Source organism: Frankia alni ACN14a (assembly GCF_000058485.1).
GTDB lineage: Bacteria > Actinomycetota > Actinomycetes > Frankiales > Frankiaceae > Frankia > Frankia alni.
Genome location: NC_008278.1, coordinates 4,388,724 through 4,408,082 on the forward strand (window position 1 = coordinate 4,388,724; position 19,359 = coordinate 4,408,082).

The 19,359-nt window shown below is 74.7% G+C and carries 1 protein-coding gene; it reads right to left on the reverse strand.

The features are described from left to right. Nucleotides 1-14 precede the first annotated feature (14 nt). Nucleotides 15-19,313, reverse strand: a complete 19,299-nt coding sequence (locus tag FRAAL_RS33135; protein WP_011605202.1) for a type I polyketide synthase — start codon at nt 19,311-19,313, stop codon at nt 15-17. Between the last annotated feature and the right edge of the window lie 46 nt (nt 19,314-19,359).

A 19,359-nucleotide genomic window follows, 5' to 3' on the forward strand; every position in this document is an offset into this window, starting at 1 on the left:
CGCGCCTTTTCCCTTCAGTCCTTCAGCTCGCGGTCCAGCAACCCGAAAATCTCATCATCGGAGGCTGAATCCATTCCAAAGGCTCGTTCGTCGGCGTTGTTTTCCCCGGCGCCGAGCGTTCCGAGTGCGGCGCGCAGCGCCCGGACCAGATCACCGCGCCGCTCGTCGTCGGCGGGTAGCCCCGCGGTGGTGGCGACCAGCCCGTCCAGGGCGGCCAGATCCAACGCGGCCTGCGCCGGGGCGCACAGCTCCACCAGATGATCGGTCAACGCCCTGGCGGTCGGATGGTCGAACAGCAGCGTGGTGGGTAGGCGCAGTCCGACGTCCTCGCTGAGCCGGTTGCGCAGTTCCAGCGCGGTCAGGGAGTCGAGTCCGATGTCGAACAGCCCTCGGTCCGCCGGCACTGCGGCCCGCCCGCCGAGCCCGAGCACCTCGGCGATCCGGGCCAGCACGGCTTCCTCGACGATCCTGCGCGCCGCAGCCGCGTCGAGGCCCGCCACCGTCTGCGGCAGCCGCACCGGCCGGGCCGCGGCGGCACCACCAGCACCGCCGACCCCGTCGGCCCCGCCGTACTCTCCGGACGCGACCGGTCCGGCGGGTGCCGACGCGCCGGCGGTCGCCGGCACCAGATCGGTCAGGACCGCCGGCAGTTGACCGGCCCGGCGGGCCAGGGCGCGCGGGTCGAATCGGGCGGGCACGAGCAGCGCCGCCGTCCCGCCCGAGCCCCGGTCAGGCAGGGGCTGATCGAGCAGGGCCTGGTCGAGTGGCTGCTGGTCGAGTGGCTGCTGGTCGAGTGGCGGCTGGTCGAGGAGGGCCTGGTCGAGCAGGGCGAGGCCCTCGTCCACGGTGAGCGGGAGCAGGCCGAGCCGGCCGAGCCGGGATCGGTCGGCGGCGGCGAGCTCGCCGGCCATCCCGGTCTCCCAGGGCCCCCACGCCAGGGAGGTCGCCGGTAGCCCCACGGCCCGACGGTGCGAGGCGAGGGCGTCGAGGAAGGTGTTCGCCGCGGCGTAGGCACCCTGACCGGCGTTGCCGACGATCCCGGCGATCGAGGAGAACAGCACGAAGGCGTCCAGCCCCGACCCGGCGGTGAGGCGATGCAGGTTCCAGGCCGCGTCGATCTTCGGCCGTAGCACCCGGTCCACCTGCTCGGCGGTCATGCCCGCCAGGATCGCGTCGTCGAGGACGCCGGCCGCGTGCACCACGGCGGTGAGCGGATGCTCGGTGCCGACGCCGGCCAGCAGCGCCTGCGCGGCGTCGTGGTCGGCGAGGTCGCAGGCCGCGACGGTCACCTGCACGCTCGCCGAGCGCAGTTCGCCGGCGAGCGCGTGCAGCCCGGGGTCCGCGTCGCCGCGCCGGCTGACCAGCAGCAGGTGCCGCGCGCCGTGCGCGAGGGCGAGCTGGCGGGCGACCACCCCGCCGAGGGCCCCGCCCGCCCCGGTGACCAGCACCGTCCCGGCGCCGAACCGTCCGGTGCCCGGCCGCGGTCCCGGCCGGGGGCCGGGGCTGGGCACCGCCCGCAGCCGCGGCCGGTACGCTCGGCCGCGGCGCAGCGCGAGCTGGGCGGGCCGGGCCGCGATCGCGTCGGGAAGCAGCGCCAGCGAGTCCGGCCGCCCGTCGACGTCGATCAGGCTGATCCGCCCCGGGTACTCGGCCTGCGCGGTGCGCACCAGCCCCCAGACCGGCGCGTCCGACAGGCGCGGTACCGCGTCGCCGCCGCCGGCCGCGACCGCGCCGCGGGTGACCACGACCAGACTGGTCTGCTCCGCGGTTGCGACGATCAGCTCCCGGACCGCCTCGATCCCCGCTCGCGCCGCGGTCGCCGGGTCGCCGTGCGGGCCGGGGACGTCGCCGTCCGGCGCCCCACCGGGCGAGACGACGGCGACCAGCACCTGCGGGCCCGCGCCGGGGTCGCCGGCGGGCTCGGTGACCTCGCGGGCGTCGGTGACGATCGGGAAGGGCAGGCGGAGCTCGGCGGCGTCGGCGCCGAGGTCGAGCACGGTGACGCCGCGCGGTGCCGGCGCCGGTACGAGTGTCTCGGGCGCCCAGTCCACCTCGTACGCCGACGGTGGCGCGGCCCCGGCCCCCGCCCCCCGCAGCAGGGACTCCTCGACCGGCCGCAGGGCGATCTCGCCCACGGAGAACACCGGGCTGCCCGCGGTGTCCACCGCGGCAAGGGAGAACGACGTCGCGCCGGTCGGTGTGACCCGGACCCGCAGCGGGCCGGTCGGGACGCCGTGCGCCCCGTGCACGCGGATGTCGCGCCAGGTGTGGGGAACGTCGATGGTGCCGTCGTCGCGGTCCTCGCCCTCCCCCGCCGCGACGATCCACCCGTGCAGCGCCGCGTCGAGCAGCTCGGCGGGCCCGCCGCCGGCGACGTCCACCTCGGACACCAGGTGTTCGCCGTCGCGCCACAGGGCCCGCAGGCCCTGGAAGGACGGCCCGTAGTCGTAGCCCCGCTCGGCGAGGGCCGGGTAGACCCCGGCGACGTCCACCGGCCGCGCCGCCGGCGACGGCTCGCCCGACCAGGGCTCGCCGGCGGCCGGACCGCCCGCGTCGGCGGCGGCCACGAGGCTGGCCTGGGCGTGCAGGGTCCAGTCCTCGGCGCCGGGAACCCGACCGAAGATGCGGGCCGCGGCACCGTCGGGTGTGCGCTCCAGGGTGACCCGCAGCCGCACGTCGCCGCCGCCGAGCAGCACCGGGGCGAGCAGCGTCAGCTCCTCCACCGCGGTCGTGCCCACCCGGCCGGCCAGCCAGCCGAACAGGTCCACGACCGCGGCGGCGGGCAGCAGCGGTGCGCCGTGCAGCGCGTGGTCGGCCAGCCATGGCTGGCGCCGCGTCGAGAGCACCCCCGTGTACACGCTGTGCGCGCCGCCCGGCATCTCGACCGCCGCCGAGAGCAACGGGTGGTCCGGCTCGTCCATGCCGAGCGCGGCGGCGGTGGCGGGCTCGGCCGGCGGGTCGAGCCAGAGCCGCTCGCGGGCGAAGGCGTAGGTGGGCAGCGGGACGGTCACCGCGTCGTCGCCGAACAGCGCCCGCCAGTCCCACCGCACGCCGGCGATGAACGCCCGGGCGACGAACGACCCGATCGCCGCCAGCTCGCCGTGGCGTCGGTCCAGCGCGGCCAGGGCCACGACGCCGTCGCCGAGCTCGCAGTCGTCGGCCAACGGGGCCAGCACGGCGTCCGGCCCGACCTCCAGGAAGGTGGCGGCGCCCAGCTCTCGCAGCCGGGTCAGCGCGTCGGCGAACCGGACGGTCCCGCGGACCTGATCCACCCAGTGCCCGGCCGAACCCAGCGTCGGCGCATCGACCTCACGCGCGGTCAGGGTGGACACCAGGGTGCGGGTCATCGGGCCGGTGGCCGGCCGCCCGGCCGCGTCCCGGAACCGCTCGAGCATCGGGTCCATCCGGGCCGAGTGGAACGCATGGCTGACGGACAGCCGCCGGGTGCGGTGGCCCCGCTCGGCCAGGCGGGCGGCCAGCTCCACGACCTCGGTCTCGTCCCCGGAAATCACCACCGACCGCGGGCCGTTGACCGCCGCGAGGTCGACCCGCGACGCGGCCTGCTCGGCGAGGCTGCGTACCTCGTCGGCGGAGGCGCGCACCGAGACCATCGCGCCACCGCCGGGCAGCTCGTCCATCAGGCCACCCCGGGCGGCCACCAGCGTGACGGCGTCGGCCAGCCGCAACGCCCCGCTGACGTGCGCGGCGGCGAGCTCGCCGATGGAGTGCCCGGCGACGAGATCGGCCGGCAGGCCCCAGGACTCCAGCAGGCGGAACAGCGCCACCTCGACGGCGAACAGCGCGGCCTGGGTGTACCTGGTCTGGTCGAGCCGGCCCGGTTGCGCGCCGGTGACGACCGCACGCACGTTCAGGCCCGCGACCCGGGCGAACTCGTCGCACACCGCGTCATACGCCGCCGCGTACACCCCGAACGCCTGGTAGAGGCCGGTTCCCATGCCGACACGCTGGCTGCCCTGACCGCTGAACAACACGGCCCTCGCGCCCGTCACCGGCTGGCCGGCGAACACCAGCGGGAGCGCCCCGGACGGGCCGGGGGGTACGACCTCGACCGGCCCGGGACCGGCGATCGCATCGAGTGCGGCGATCCGTTCGAGGCCGGAGATCAGCTCCTCGCGGGTGCGGCCGAGCACGACCGCCCGGTGCTCGAACGCGCTGCGGGTGGTCGCCAGCGACAGGGCGACGTCGGCGGCCCGTTGACCGGGTTCGTCCAGCAGGTGCTGCCGCAGCCGAACCGCCTGCCGGCGCAGCCCGTCCGGGGTGCGCGCGCTGAGCACCCAGGGCAGCAGCGGCGTTTCGGGACCGGCCTCGCCGGGGGCTGTTCCCCCGGCCGCGCTGACGCCATGCTCCGGCCTCGGCTCGGGGATCTGCGGGTGGACCTCCTCGGAGCCCGGCCCGGTCATCTGCTCGGCGTCCTGCTCGAGCACGATGTGGGCGTTGGTGCCGCTGATACCGAACGACGACACCGCGCTGCGGCGTGGCCGGCCCGAGTCGGGCCAGGGGAGCAGCGTGGTCGGCACCGTGACGGTGCCCTGCGACCAGTCGATGTGCCCGCTCGGGCGGTCGAAGTGCAGGGTGGCGGGCACGGCGCCGTTGCGCATCGCCAGCACCAGCTTGATGACCCCGGCCACGCCCGCCGCGGCCTGGGTGTGGCCGAGGTTCGACTTGAGCGAGCCCATCAGCAGGGGGCGGCCCTCGTCGCGGTCCCGGCCGTAGGTCGCCAGTACCGCACCCGCCTCGATCGGGTCGCCGAGCCGAGTCCCCGTGCCATGTGCCTCCAGCACGTCGACGTCGGCGGCCCGCAGTCCCGCGTCGCGCAGCGCGGCCCGGATCACCCGCTCCTGTGACGGGCCGTTCGGCGCCGTCAGGCCGTTGCTCGCGCCGTCCTGGTTCACCGCGGAGCCACGCATCAGCGCGAGCACCCGGTGGCCGTGGCGGCGCGCGTCGGAGAGCCGTTCGAGTACCAGCACCCCGGCGCCCTCCGCCCAGGCGGTGCCGTCCGCGGCGGCCGAGAACGGCTTGCATCGGCCGTCCGGCGCGAGCCCCCGCTGCCGGCTGAACTCGACGAAGGTCGCCGGGCTTGCCATCACGGTCACGCCGCCCACCAGCGCGAGGCTGCTCTCACCCAGGCGCAGCGACCGGGCGGCGTCGTGCATCGCGACCAGCGAGGACGAGCACGCGGTGTCGATCGTCACCGCCGGGCCCTCCAACCCGAGGACGTACGACACCCGCCCGGAGGCGACACTGCCGGCGCTGCCGCTGACCAGGTATCCCTCCAGCTCGTGCGCGCCGCCGCGACGCTGGTGGACCCGCGCCCCGTAGTCGGAGTACATGACGCCGACGAACACCCCGCACGACGTGCCGCGCAGGGACGCCGGATCGATCCCGGCGTCCTCGACCGCCTCCCAGGCGGTCTGCAACAGCAACCGCTGCTGCGGATCGACGGCGAGCGCCTCCCGCCGGCTGATGCCGAAGAACTCCGCGTCGAACTCGGCCGCGTCGTGCAGGAAGCCACCATGGCGGACGTAGGAGGTGCCCGGCCGCTCGGGATCCGGATCAAACAGGTCGGGGTCCCAACCCCGGTCGTCGGGGAACTCGGTGATCGCGTCGGTGCCCGCGGTGACCAGCCGCCACAGCTCGTCCGGCGTGCGCACGCCGCCGGGGAGACGGCAGGCCATCCCGACGATCGCGATCGGGTCCTCGCCGGTCCGCCCCGGCCCGCCCGCCGGTGCCGCGCCGGCCGCCTCGGCGCCGGCAGCCTCCGGTTCCGTGCCACCCTGCTGACTGGCGATGAGCCGGATCAGCGCGGTGGGGTTGGGATGGTCGAACACCACCGTGCTCGCCAGCCGGACGCCGAACGCGGCGGTGAGGCGGTTACGCAGGTCGACGGCCATCAACGAGTCGAACCCGAGCTCGACGAACGCCCGGTCGGCGTCGATGTCCGCCCGACTGGGGTGGCCGAGAACCTCGGCCACCGTGTCCAGAACCAGACCGGCGACGTCGGCCTGCGTCGCCGCAACCGCCGCGAGTGGCGCCCGAGCGCGAGTCGCAGGCTCGCCGGAGCGCCCGAGCCGCCCGATCGCACGCGGATGGAGGTTCGCCGCGACGACCGACGGTACGCCGGCGCGCAGCGCCCGGTCGAACAGCGCAAGCCCCTCCGCCACGGTCATCGACCCGATGCCGGCGCGTTCAAGTCGAGCCAGGTCCCGCTCGGTGAGCCCGCCGGCCATCCCGGTGTCGACCTCCCACCGACCCCAGTGGATGGTCAGGGCGGACAGCCCAGCCCGGCGACGTTCGTGGCCGACCGCGTCGAGGGCGCTGTTCGCCGCGGCGTAGTTGCCCTGCCCGGCGGTGCCGAGGATCCCGGCGATCGAGCCGAACAGCACGAAGGCGTCCAGCTCGTCGCCACGGGTCAGCTCGTCGAGGTGCCGGGCCGCGAGGGCCTTCACGGCGACCACCGCGTCGACGGCGGCTTCCGAGAGCCGCTCGACGACGGCGTCCTCGGTCGTCCCGGCCGCATGGATCACCGCGCTCAGCGGGGCGTCGAGGCCGGCGATCAGCTCGGCCAGGTCCTCGCGGCGGGTCACGTCGCAGGCCAGGACGAGCACGCGGGCCCCGAGCCCGGCGAGCTCCGCCTCGACGCGGGCGGCGTCGGGATGCGCCGGACCGGACCGGCTGACCAGCACAAGGTTGCGTACACCATGACGTTGCACGAGGTGACGCGCGAGCTCGCGGCCCAGGGCACCGGTGCCGCCGGTGAGGAGCACGCTTCCGCCCGCGGCGCTGCGCGGCAGCAGCGGACCGGACGCCCCGCCGCCGTCGACCTGCCCCGCCGAACCCGCCGAACCCGCCGGCTCCACCGGTTCCGCCGCGTCGACCGATTCCGCCAGGTCTGCCGATTCCGCCAGGTCCGCCGCGTCCGCCAGGTCCGCCGCGTCCACCGGGTCTGCCGCGTCCACCGGGTCCAGCCTTGGGACCAACACCGTGGCGTCACGGATCGCGGCCCGGTCCACGGCGGCCCACTGGTCGGGCACCGTGACCGATCCGGCCTGGCCCACGTCGAGCAGCGCGAAGCGGCCCGGATGCTCCGCCTGCGCGGCCTGAACGAGGCCCCACACGGCGGCGACGACCGGGTCCGCAGCCTCACCTGCAGCCGTCGCGACGCCCCGGGTGACGAACACCAGCCGGGTGGACGCCGTCCGCTCGTCGGCCAGCCAGCGGGTGACGGCGAGCCTGGCCGCGTTCGCCGCGGCGCGGGGGTCGTCGCCAGGCGTCGGCGCGAACAGCACCGTGGCGGGCAGCGGCTCGCCGACGTCGCCCAGCAGCGCGTCGAGGTCGGCGAACGCCGCGTCCGCCGCCCCGCCGACGATGACGGTGCCGGCGCCGGGCGTGGTCGCCGGCCCCGCCTGCTCCCAGCCCAGGCGGTACAGCTCGGCCGCCGACGCCAGCGCGCGCAGCCGGACCCGCGCGACGGTGAGCAGCGGGGCGCCGGTCGGGTCGGTCAGCTCCAGTCGGTAGGTGCCGGGCGTGGCCGGCACGAGCCGCACGCGCGCCTGTCCCCCCCGCGCCTGCCGCTCCCGCACCGCATGCAGCCGGACCCCGTCAAGCGCGTACGGCACCCAGCGCGGGCCGCCGAGGTCGTTGAGCGCCAGGACATGCAGGGCGACGTCCACGACAACCGGATGCAGGTGGTAGTGCGCGCTGTCGGCCAGGACCGGCGTCGGGACCTCGATCTCGGCAGACAGCGTGCCGCCGTCGCGCCAGGCCGCGCGCAGCCCGCGGAAGGCCGGCCCGTACTGATAGCCGTGCTCGGCCAGCAGCTCGTACGTGGCCGTCGCGTCGCCGAGGTCGAGGCGCTCGCCCCTGCGCTCCCACGATTCTGCGGGTGCACGGGAGCCGGCGTCGGACGGGCCGGGGGCCTCGCCCGCCGGGCCCTGGTCGGTGAGCAGCGCGGTGGCACACGTGGTCCACGCGGCGCGCCCGTCCGGCCGGCCGGACCGAGCCCGCAGGACGCACTCACCGGAGGGCGCGACCGTCGCCTGGAACGCGGCCTGCCCCTCGCCGTCCAACACCAGCGGGCTGTGCACGACGAAGTCGTCGACGCCCGGCCGGCCGGTGGACGCGCCCGCGGCCCGGACGAGTTCGAGCAGCACCGCCGCGGGCACGAGGGTGCGCCCGTCGATCCGGTGGTCGGCCAGCCACGGCTGCGTGTGCGACGAGAGCAGGCCGGTGAACATCGAACCGGCCCCGTTCGGCAGCTCCACCGCCGCCGCCAGCAGCGGGTGAGGCGTGCCGTCCAGCCCCAGATCGGTGGGCCGCGCCGGCTCGGGCGCGGGATTGAGCCAGTACCGCCTGGTCTGGAACGGGTAGGTGGGCAGCTCGACGTACCGGCCGCCGGCGAAGAACGGCACGAGGTCCACCGCCGTCCCGGCGACGTGCACTCGGCTGAGCGCCTCGCGCACGGACGCCGGCTCGGGGCGCCGCGGGTGCAGCAGGGGCACGGCGAGGACCTCGTCCACGGTGTCCTGCACCATCGCGGACAGCGACCCGTCGGGGCCTAGTTCGACGAACCGGGTCGTCCCCGCGCCGTGTGCGGCGCGGACGGCGTCGGCGAACCTGACCGGGCGGCGAAGCTGCTCCAGCCAGTAGTCCGCCCCGGACATCTCCTCGGCGTCGGCGATCCGGCCGGTCAGGGTGGACACGATCGACGTCGCGGCGGGGGCGAACGTGACCTCGGCGAGGACCGCGCGCCAGCGTGCGAGCACGTCGTCCATGTGCGGCGAGTGGAAGGCGTGGCTGACCGCGAGCCGGGTGGCCCGGCGGCCGCCGTCCTTCCAGCGCGCGACGAGCTGGTCCACCGCGTCGGCGTCGCCGGACAGCACGACCGAGGCGGGCCCGTTGACGGCGGCGACGGCGACCCGGCCGCCGGTCTCGGCGACCAGGTCCCCGGCCTCGTCCTCGGTGGCGGCGAACGCGGCCATCGCGCCGCCCTCGCGGGCGGACTGCATCAGCTCACCGCGGGCGGCGACCAGGGCGCAGGCGTCGGACAGCCCCAGGATCCCGGCGACATGCGCGGCGGCCAGCTCGCCGACCGAATGGCCGAGCAGGAGGTCCGGTGTGAGCCCGTGGCTTTCGACCATCCGGTACAGCGCGACCTGCAGGGCGAACAGCGCCGGCTGGGCATACCGGGTCTGGCGCAGCCGGTCGGCGTCACCGTCGACGAGGTCGTGCAGGCGGACGCCGAGCAGCGGGTCGAGGTGCGCGGCGACCTCGTCGAAGGCCGCGGCGTAGGCCGTCGACGCCGCCAGCAGGCCCGCGCCCATGCCCCGCCGCTGGGAGCCCTGGCCGGTGAACAGCAACGCCAGCCGCTGATCGGGCTGGGCCCGCCCGCGCCTGAGCGCGGGGTGCGCGGTCCCGCCGGCCAGCGCCCGCAGCGCCGGCAGGACGGTGTCGGCGTCGACCAGCACCGCCGCGCGCTCGGTGAACTGGGTCCGGTGGCGCGCCAACGTGAACGCGACATCGACCAGCGCGGGCGCGCCCGCGGAGGCGAGCAGGTCACCGAGGGCGCTCGCCTGCGCCTGCAGCGCCGACTCCGTCCGCGCGGACAGCAGCAGCGGCACCGGGCCGGCGTCCACAGCCGACTCGGTCGTGTCGGGCCGGTCGCGCGTGTCGGTCGTGTCGGAGGTGTCGGAGGTGTCGGAGGTGTCGGTGGGTGCCTGTTCGAGGATGACGTGCGCGTTCGTCCCACTGATACCGAACGACGACACCCCCACCCGCCGCGGCCGACCCCCCTGCGGCCACCCCACCTCCTCCCGCAACAACGCCACCCCCGACCCCACCCACTCCACCCGCGGCGACGGCTCCTCCACAAACAACGTCCGCGGCAACACCCCCGCCCGCAACGCCATCACCATCTTGATAACCCCACCCACACCCGCCGCCGCCTGCGTATGCCCCACATTCGACTTCAACGACCCCAACCACAACGGCACCTCACGACCACCACCCCCATACACCGCCGCCAACGCCCCCACCTCAATCGGATCCCCCAACCGCGTCCCCGTCCCATGACCCTCCACCACATCCACCTCACCCGCCGACACCCCCGCATCCGCCAAAGCCCGCACAATCACCCGCTCCTGCGCCCGACCACTCGGCGCCGTCAACCCATTCGACGCACCATCCTGATTCACCGCCGAACCCGCCACCACCGCCAACACCGGATGCCCCAACCGCCGCGCCCGCGACAACCGCTCCACCACCACCACACCCACACCCTCCGACCACCCCGTCCCATCCGCCCCCGCCCCGAACGACCGGCACCGCCCATCCACCGACAACCCCCGCTGCCGCGCAAACTCCACAAACATCCCCGGCGACGCCATCACCGCCACCCCACCCGCCAACGCCACCCCACACTCACCCGACCGCACCGCCCCCACCGCCAGATCCAACGCCACCAACGACGACGAGCACGCCGTATCCACCGTCAACGCCGGACCCTCCAAACCCAACGTGTACGCAATACGACCCGACAGGACGCTGGACTGGTTCCCGACCAACAGCAGCCCTTCCAGTTCCTCGGGAACGGTGCGCAGCCGGGCGGCATAGTCGTCATACATCGCGCCGACGAAGACGCCGGTGTCGGTACCCCGCAACGACGTCGGATCAATCCCCGCCCGCTCCAACGCCTCCCACGACACCTGCAACATCAACCGCTGCTGCGGATCCGTCGCCAACGCCTCCCGCGGACTCATCCCAAAAAACCCCGCATCAAACTCCCCCGCCCCGTACAAAAAACCACCCCGACGCGTGTACGTCGTCCCCACCCGCTCCGGATCCGGATCAAACAAACCCTCCAGATCCCAACCCCGATCAGCCGGAAAATCACCCGTCACATCCAGACCATCCACCACCACCCGCCACAGATCATCCGGAGAAACCACCCCACCCGGATAACGGCACCCCATCCCCACAATCACCACCGGATCAGCCGAACCCGCCCGCACAGCAGCCGTCACCACCGCCTTCTCCGCCCCGAACAGCTCGTCGAGGACGTGCTGACCGAGAACGTCGATGGTGGGGAACTCGAACACCACCGTGGCCGGCAGGCCGAGCCCGCTCAGCGCGTTGATCCGGTTGCGCAGCTCGACCGCGGTCAGCGAGTCGAAACCCAGGTCCCGAAACGCCCGGTCGGCCGCGAGGCCGGCATCGCCGTCATGCCCGAGCACCGCGGCCACCTGGGCCCGCAGCAGCTCCACGACGGCTCGATGCCGGTCCCGGGGACGCTCGGCCCGCAGCCGGCCGGCCCAGCCCGCGCCAGCGTCCGCACCCGCCGCGCGACCGGCCACGGGCACCCGAACCAGGTCCGCGAACAGTGGCCGCAGCCGGCCGGCCACGGCTTCCGCCCGCAGCACCGCCTCGTCCAGAGTGGACACGACGAGGTGCGGCTCGGTGCGTCGGTCGAGGACGGCGAGCGCCCCTTCGTCGGCGACCTCTCCGACACCATGGCGGGCCAGTCGCGCGCGGTCGGCAGCGCCAAGGTGACCGGTCATCGCGCTGGCCTGCGTCCACAGCCCCCACGCGATCGCCGTGCCCGGCAGGCCCCGGGACCGCCGGTGGACCGCCAGCGCGTCGAGGAAGGTGTTGCCCGCGGCGTAGTTGGCCTGACCGGGAGCGCCGACCGTGGCGACCGCGGAGGAGAACAGCACGAAGTGGTCGAGCGCCAGATCGGCGGTCAGTTCGTGCAGGTGCCAGGCGGCGTCGACCTTGGGCCGCAGGGCATGCGCGAGCTGGGCCCCGGTCATCGCCTCGACGGTGGCGTCGTCGAGCACTCCGGCGGTGTGGACGACCCCGCGCAGCGGGCGATCGGCCGGAATGTCCGCGAGCAGGGCCGCGAGCTCGTCCCGGTCGGCGATGTCGCAGGCCGCGACCGTCACCTGGGCTCCCGCCGCGCGCAGCTCGGCGGCCAGCTCGGCCGCACCCGCTGCGGCCGGGCCGCTACGGCTGGCAAGCAGCAGGTGCGGCGGCTCGGGCTGCCCGGCCAGCCGCCGGGCGACCAGGCCGCCGAGGGCGCCGGTGCCACCGGTGATCAGGACCGTCCCGGTGAACGCCACGGCCTCGGCGTCCTCGAACGTGCCGCGGACCAGGCGGGGCACCAGCAGCTCGTCCGCGCGCACGGCCGCCTCCGGCTCGTCCACCGCGACCAGCACGGCCACCGGAGCCGGGGCGTCCACGTGGACCAGCGTGACGCGCCCTGGATGCTCGGCCGCGACGGTCCGCACCAGCCCGGTCACCGTGGCCGATGCCGGCTCGTCGGCGGCGAGCACGATCGTGAGCCGGGTGCCCGTGAGGGCCGGCTCGGCCAGCCAACGCTGAAGCAGCTCGAGCGCCGCCCGCGCACGGGCGTGCGCCTCGTCCACCACAGGCGGGTCGTCCACCACAGGCGGGTCGTCCACCACAGGCGCCTCTGCCACCACGGCCGCGGAGCCGCCGATCGCCGCCAGCGCCACTTCTGGCGCGGCCCGCCCACCCGCGATCGCCGCGACCAGTGCGGCCACACCGTCCAGGACCTCGGGGTCGCCGGTCAGGTCGATCAGGTGGCGTGGATCGCCGGAGCCGGCGACCACCACCGCGTCCAGCTCCGTCCCGCCGGCCGGTGCGGTGGCAACGGCCGATCCGGTCACGGCGCCCGGCCGCGTCCACTCGACGTGGTACGCCGGCTCCACCGCGTGCGCCGAGACTGCCCGGGCCAGATCCCGGTGGGAGACCGGCCGGAACGCGAGCGAGTCGATCGCGCCCACCGGCGCCCCGACACCGTCCGCGAGCAGGTAGCGCACCCGGCTGTCGCCGAGCGGCTCGACGCGTATCCGCAACGCCGTCGCCGGCCCGGTCAGGCGCAGCCCCTCGAACGCGAACGGCAACAGCGGCCGGCCCGGCTCCTGCGCGCCGATGCCCGCGAGCCCCGCCACGACCGGATGCAGCGCCGCGTCGAGCAACGCCGGGTGGACCGCGAAGTCGCCGGCCAACTCGCCCGCCGCGATCTGCGCGTACACGGTGTCGCCGACGCGCCAGGCCGCGGTGAGCCCCTGAAACGCCGGACCGTAGTCGTATCCCAGGGCGAACAACCGGCCGTACACGTCGGTCAGATCGACCGGGTCGGCTCCGGCCGGCGGCCACACCGCCAGGTCACCCGACCCGTGACCGGGCCGCTCACCCTCCGCAACAGGAGCTGCGTCGGCGACGACGGCGCTCGCGTGTCGGTTCCATGCGCCGTCTGCACTCGAGCGCGCGTAGACGCCGAGTTCGCGCCGCCCGTCCGGGCCGGCCCCGCCGACGCGGACCTGCACCTGGACCGGACGCTCGGGGGTGAGCGCCAGCGGCGCGGTCAGGGTGATCCCGACGACGTCGGGGCTGCCGACGGCGCCGCCGGCGTGGGCCGCCAGTTCGGCGAAGGCGGTGCCGGGCACCAGCACGGTGCCGAACACCCGGTGATCGGCCAACCACGACTGGGCGGTGAGATCGATGGTCCCGGTCAGGACGGCACCGCCGTCGGCGAGCTCGACCTGCACGCCGGCCAGCGGGTGCCGACCGACGGTGAGACCCAGCCGTGACGCCTGCGCGGCGGGTACCACGGGCGTGAGCCAGTAGCGGGTGCGGTCGAAGGCGTACGTCGGCAGCTCGGGGCGCACCGCGATGGGGCGTGCCCAGGACACGGCCGCACCCGCCAGATCCGCGGCGGCCAGCGCCCGGCGGAAGGCCGCGGAGCCGTCGGTATCCCGCCGCAGGGTGGCGACGACCGCGCCGCCGACCGTGCGGTCCGCGAGGATGTCGTCGACCCCGAGGGTCAGCACCGGATGCGGGCTCACCTCGATGAACCGGTGGCAGCCGTCGTCCAGCGCCGCCCGGATCGCCGGGTCGAACCGGACCGGCTGGCGCAGGTTGCGGTACCAGTACGCGGGGTCCAGGGTCGCGGTGTCGACCCGGCCGCCGGTGACCGACGAGTAGAAGGCCACAGGCGTGGACCGCGGGCTCAGCCCGGCGAAGGTCTCACGGAGGTGATCCCGCAGCGGCTCCACATGGCTCGTGTGCGAGGCGTAGTCCACCGGGATTCGGCGGGCCCGGATGCCGGCCTGCTCGCATCGGCCGAGCAGATCCTCGAGCGCACCGGCGGCACCGGCCACGACGGTTGCCCGCGGCCCGTTGAGCGCGGCGATCTCGACGTCCCCCGGGGACCGCGCCAACAGCTCGCGCACGTCGTCGGCGCCGAGCGCGATCGACATCATGCCGCCGCCACCCGCGATCCGGACGAGCGCCTTGCTACGCACAGTGATCAGGCGGGCCGCATCAGCCAGCGTCAGTGCGCCGGCGACGTACGCGGCCGCGATCTCCCCCTGCGAATGACCGACGACCGCGTCGGGCCGCACACCGCCCTCGCGCCACAGCGCCGCAAGGGAGACCATCACCGCGAACAGCACCGGCTGTACGACATCGACGCGGTCCAGTCCCGGTGCGCCCGCGTCGCCCTGCAGGACGCCGAGCAGCGACCAGTCGGTGTGCTCGGCGAACGCGCGCTCGCACGCCTCGATCTCCGCTCTGAACACCGGGGACGCCGCCAGCAGCGCCCGGCCCATCTCGGGCCACTGCGAGCCCTGCCCGGGAAACACGAACACCGTGCGCCCGGTGACCCGCTGCCCGGTGAGGACCGCGTCGGCGACGTCCCCGTCTGCCAGGCCGGCCAGCCGGTCCACGAGCGTCGTCTGGTCCTCGGCGAACACGGCGGCGCCGTGGTCGAACCGGGTCCGTGACAGCAGCGAACCGGCAACGTCCGTGCTCGTCAGCCCGGGATGCTCCCGAAGGTGGTCGGCCAGGGCCCGGGCCTGCCGGCGCAGGGCCTCGGGGTCGGGGCCGGACAGCAGCACCGGAGGGCCGGCGACGGGGCGCGACGGCGACGGCGACTGCGGCTGCGGCTGCGGCTCGGGTGCCTGTTCGAGGATGACGTGCGCGTTCGTCCCACTGATACCGAACGACGACACCCCCACCCGCCGCGGCCGACCCCCCTGCGGCCACCCCACCTCCTCCCGCAACAACGCCACCCCCGACCCCACCCACTCCACCCGCGGCGACGGCTCCTCCACAAACAACGTCCGCGGCAACACCCCCGCCCGCAACGCCATCACCATCTTGATAACCCCACCCACACCCGCCGCCGCCTGCGTATGCCCCACATTCGACTTCAACGACCCCAACCACAACGGCACCTCACGACCACCACCCCCATACACCGCCGCCAACGCCCCCACCTCAATCGGATCCCCCAACCGCGTCCCCGTCCCATGACCCTCCACCACATCCACCTCACCCGCCGACACCCCCGCATCCGCCAAAGCCCGCACAATCACCCGCTCCTGCGCCCGACCACTCGGCGCCGTCAACCCATTCGACGCACCATCCTGATTCACCGCCGAACCCGCCACCACCGCCAACACCGGATGCCCCAACCGCCGCGCCCGCGACAACCGCTCCACCACCACCACACCCACACCCTCCGACCACCCCGTCCCATCCGCCCCCGCCCCGAACGACCGGCACCGCCCATCCACCGACAACCCCCGCTGCCGCGCAAACTCCACAAACATCCCCGGCGACGCCATCACCGCCACCCCACCCGCCAACGCCACCCCACACTCACCCGACCGCACCGCCCCCACCGCCAGATCCAACGCCACCAACGACGACGAGCACGCCGTATCCACCGTCAACGCCGGACCCTCTAAACCCAACGTGTACGCAATACGACCCGACACCACGCTCGGCGTGGTACCGGTGAGCAGATAGCCGTCCGCGACGCCGCCGCCGCCCTCGGCAAGCCGGTATCCGTACTCGCTACCGGTCGCGCCGACGAAGACGCCGGTGTCGGTACCCCGCAACGACGTCGGATCAATCCCCGCCCGCTCCAACGCCTCCCACGACACCTGCAACATCAACCGCTGCTGCGGATCCGTCGCCAACGCCTCCCGCGGACTCATCCCAAAAAACCCCGCATCAAACTCCCCCGCCCCGTACAAAAAACCACCCCGACGCGTGTACGTCGTCCCCACCCGCTCCGGATCCGGATCAAACAAACCCTCCAGATCCCAACCCCGATCAGCCGGAAAATCACCCGTCACATCCAGACCATCCACCACCACCCGCCACAGATCATCCGGAGAAACCACCCCACCCGGATAACGGCACCCCATCCCCACAATCACCACCGGATCAGCCGAACCCGCCCGCACAGCAGCCGTCACCACCGCCGCGGCCGCGGGCTCGCCGGCGGCTCCGCGCGCGTGGTCGCCGCGCAGATGGCCGACGAGCGCCTCCGCCGAGGGGTAGCTGAACAGCGTGGCCGTGGTCAGCTCGGTGTTCAGCGCGCCGGTGAGCCGGTCGCTGAGCTCGGTCATGCCGAGCGAGTCGAGTCCCAGGTCCCGGAAGGGAGCCGCCCGGTCCAGGGCCGCGGCGTCGCGGTGCCCCAGCACCGCGGCGAGCTCCGCGAGGACCACCTGTTCGACGTCCGGCCCGGACGAGTTCGGCTCGCCCGCCACCGCCTCGACGACGGGCTCCGGCCCGAGGGCAGGCGGCGTCTCGACGGCCGGCTGCGCCTCGGCGGCGGGCTTCGGTCCGGGTGCGGGCGGGGTGCTCGCGGGGTCGGCCCCGGTCCCGAGTTCGAGCCAGTGGCGTTCGCGCTGGAACGGATAGGTCGCCAAGGCCACGCGCGGGCCACCGGGTCCGAACACCGCGTCCCAGTCCAGGCTCGCCCCGGCGACGAACAGCCGCCCGACCGCCAGGTCCAGATCGTCCTGATCACCCAGGACCGGCACGACGGCGGCGGCCCGTCCCAGGCTCGCCCGGCCCAGCCCGCTGAGCGTACGGCCGGGGCCGGCCTCCACCAGGATGGCGGCCCCGAGCTCGTGCAGCCGGTGCAGGCCCGCGTCGAACAGGACCGGGCGCCGGGCGTGCTCGACCCAGTAGTCCGCATCGCCGGCGTCCGCCAGCTCCCCGGTCACCGTGGACACGAACGGGATCACTGGCGCACGGAACGTGATGCCGGCCAGCTCCGCGCGGAACTCCTCGAGCATCGGTTCCATGAGCGGCGAGTGGAAGGCATGGCTGACCTCGAGCCACCGGGTGCGATAGCCCCGGTCTGCGGCCGCGGCGCGGACCGCGTCGAGCGCCGCACGGGCGCCGGCGACCACGACCGAGGACGGTCCGTTGACGGCGGCGAGTCCCGCCACCTCCTCGTGTCCCGCGAGCAGAACGGAGATCTCGTGTTGCGGCGCGGCGACGGCCAGCATTGCTCCGCCGCCGGGAAGCCGCTGCATCAGCCGGCCGCGGGCGGTGATCATCCTGGCCGCTGACGGCAGGTCGAGGATGCCCGCGCAGTGTGCCGCGGCCACCTCGCCGATCGAATGCCCGGCGACGAGGGCCGGTTCGACTCCCCACGACGCGAGCAGCCGGAAGGTGGCCACCTCGACCGCGAACAGGGCCGGTTGGGTGTACCGAGTCTGCCCGAGTAGCTCCGCGTCCGCGCCGGACGCCCAGATCACCTCGCCGATCGGCCGGGGAAGGTACCCGTCGAGCGCGGCGGCGGCCTCGTCGAAGGCGTCTCGCCAGACGGCGAAGTCCCGGTAGGCCCGCCGTCCCATCCCAAGCCGCTGGCTGCCCTGCCCGGGAAACAGCACCGCGACCGCGCCGGCGACCGCGCCGGCGACCGCCTGCCCGGTGACGATCCCCGCATCGGCGCGCCCTTCGGCGAGCGCAGTGAGGCCTGCCAGCGCGTCCCCGGTGACCGCGGCCCGGACCCCGAACGCCGTCCTGGTCGCGGCGAGCGTGCGGGCCAGGCCCGCGGGCACCCCGCCGCGCTCGGTGACGAGGTCGCGCACCTGTCGCGCCCGGGCCCACAGCGCGGCTTCGGTGCGCGCGCTCACCAGCAGGGTGGCGACCGTTCCCGCGGTCGCCTCGCCACCCGACGGCGACGGCGACGGCGGCTCGGCCAGCACGAGGTGGCAGTTGGTGCCGCCCATCCCGAACGAGCTCACCCCGGCGACCAGCCGCTCCTCGGGCCGTGGCCAGTCACCGCCGAAGTCGCGCACCTGCAGGTGCGCGGCGGCGAGGTCGATCTGCGGACTCGGCTCGGCGTAGTTCAGGCTGGCCGGCAGCGACCGCCTGGCGATGCTGAGCACCGTCTTGAGCAGGCCGGTGATCCCGGCCCCGCCCTCGAGATGGCCGACGTTTGTCTTGACCGACCCGACCTGCAGCGGGGCCCCGCCACCGGCCACGAGGCCGAGCGCGCGGGCCTCGATCGGGTCGCCCACCGGTGTGCCCGTGCCGTGCAGCTCGACGTACTGGACCTGCTCGGGTCGGACTCCGGCCTCGGCCCGGGCGCGGGCGATCACCTGCGCCTGCGCCTGCGCGCTCGGCACGGTGAGCCCGTCGGTGGTCCCGTCGTTGTTGATCGCCCCGCCGAGAACGACCGCGTGGACGTGGTCGCCGTCGGCGAGCGCCGCGGCGAGCGGCTTGAGCAGGACCAGCCCCGCGCCCTCCCCGCGGACGTAGCCGCTGGCCCGGCGGTCGAACGTGTAGCAGCGCCCGTCCGGGGACAGGGCACCGAAGCGGGTCACCGCGGCCGTGCCCCGGGGATCGACGATGAGGTTGACCCCGCCGGCGAGCGCCGTCGTCGACTCCCCGCGCCGCAGGCTCTCGCAGGCCAGGTGCACCGCCACCAGGGACGAGGACTGGGCGGTGTCCACCACGATGCTCGGCCCGCCCAGCCCGAGGGTGTAGGACACGCGATTGGCGATGATGCCCCGCGTCGTCCCGGTCAGGGTGTGCCGGGAGGTCGAATGCCGGGACAGCGCCGCGTACTCGTCCGCGAGGGAGCCGATGAACACCCCGGTCGCGGTGCCGCGCAGCGAGGCGGGCAGCACGCCGGCGTCCTCCAGGACCTCCCAGCTCAGCTCGAGGATCAGCCGCTGCTGAGGATCCATCGCCGCCGCCTCGCGCGGTGAGATCCCGAAGAACTCCGCGTCGAACTCGTCGATCGCGTCGAGATAGCCGCCGTAGCGCTGGCCAGGGGCCACGAGGTCGTCGAGCGCCGCCGCGTCCCAGCGCCCCGCCGGCACCTCGCGCACGCTGCTACGCCCCTCGACGAGCAGCCGCCAGAACGCCTCGGGATCCGGCGCGCCCGGCAGACGGCACGCCAGCCCGATGACGGCGACGGGCTCCTTGGCCGAGGCGTTCGCGCTGCTGTCCATGGTGTCCTCTCCAGTTGTGAGCCGCGCTTTGCTCGACGCGGCGGTC

Coding starts and splice junctions, on each gene's coding strand:
- FRAAL_RS33135 (WP_011605202.1), bottom strand. CDS start 19,313: ATGGACAGCAGCGCGAACGCCTCGGCCAAGGAGCCCGTCGCCGTCATC.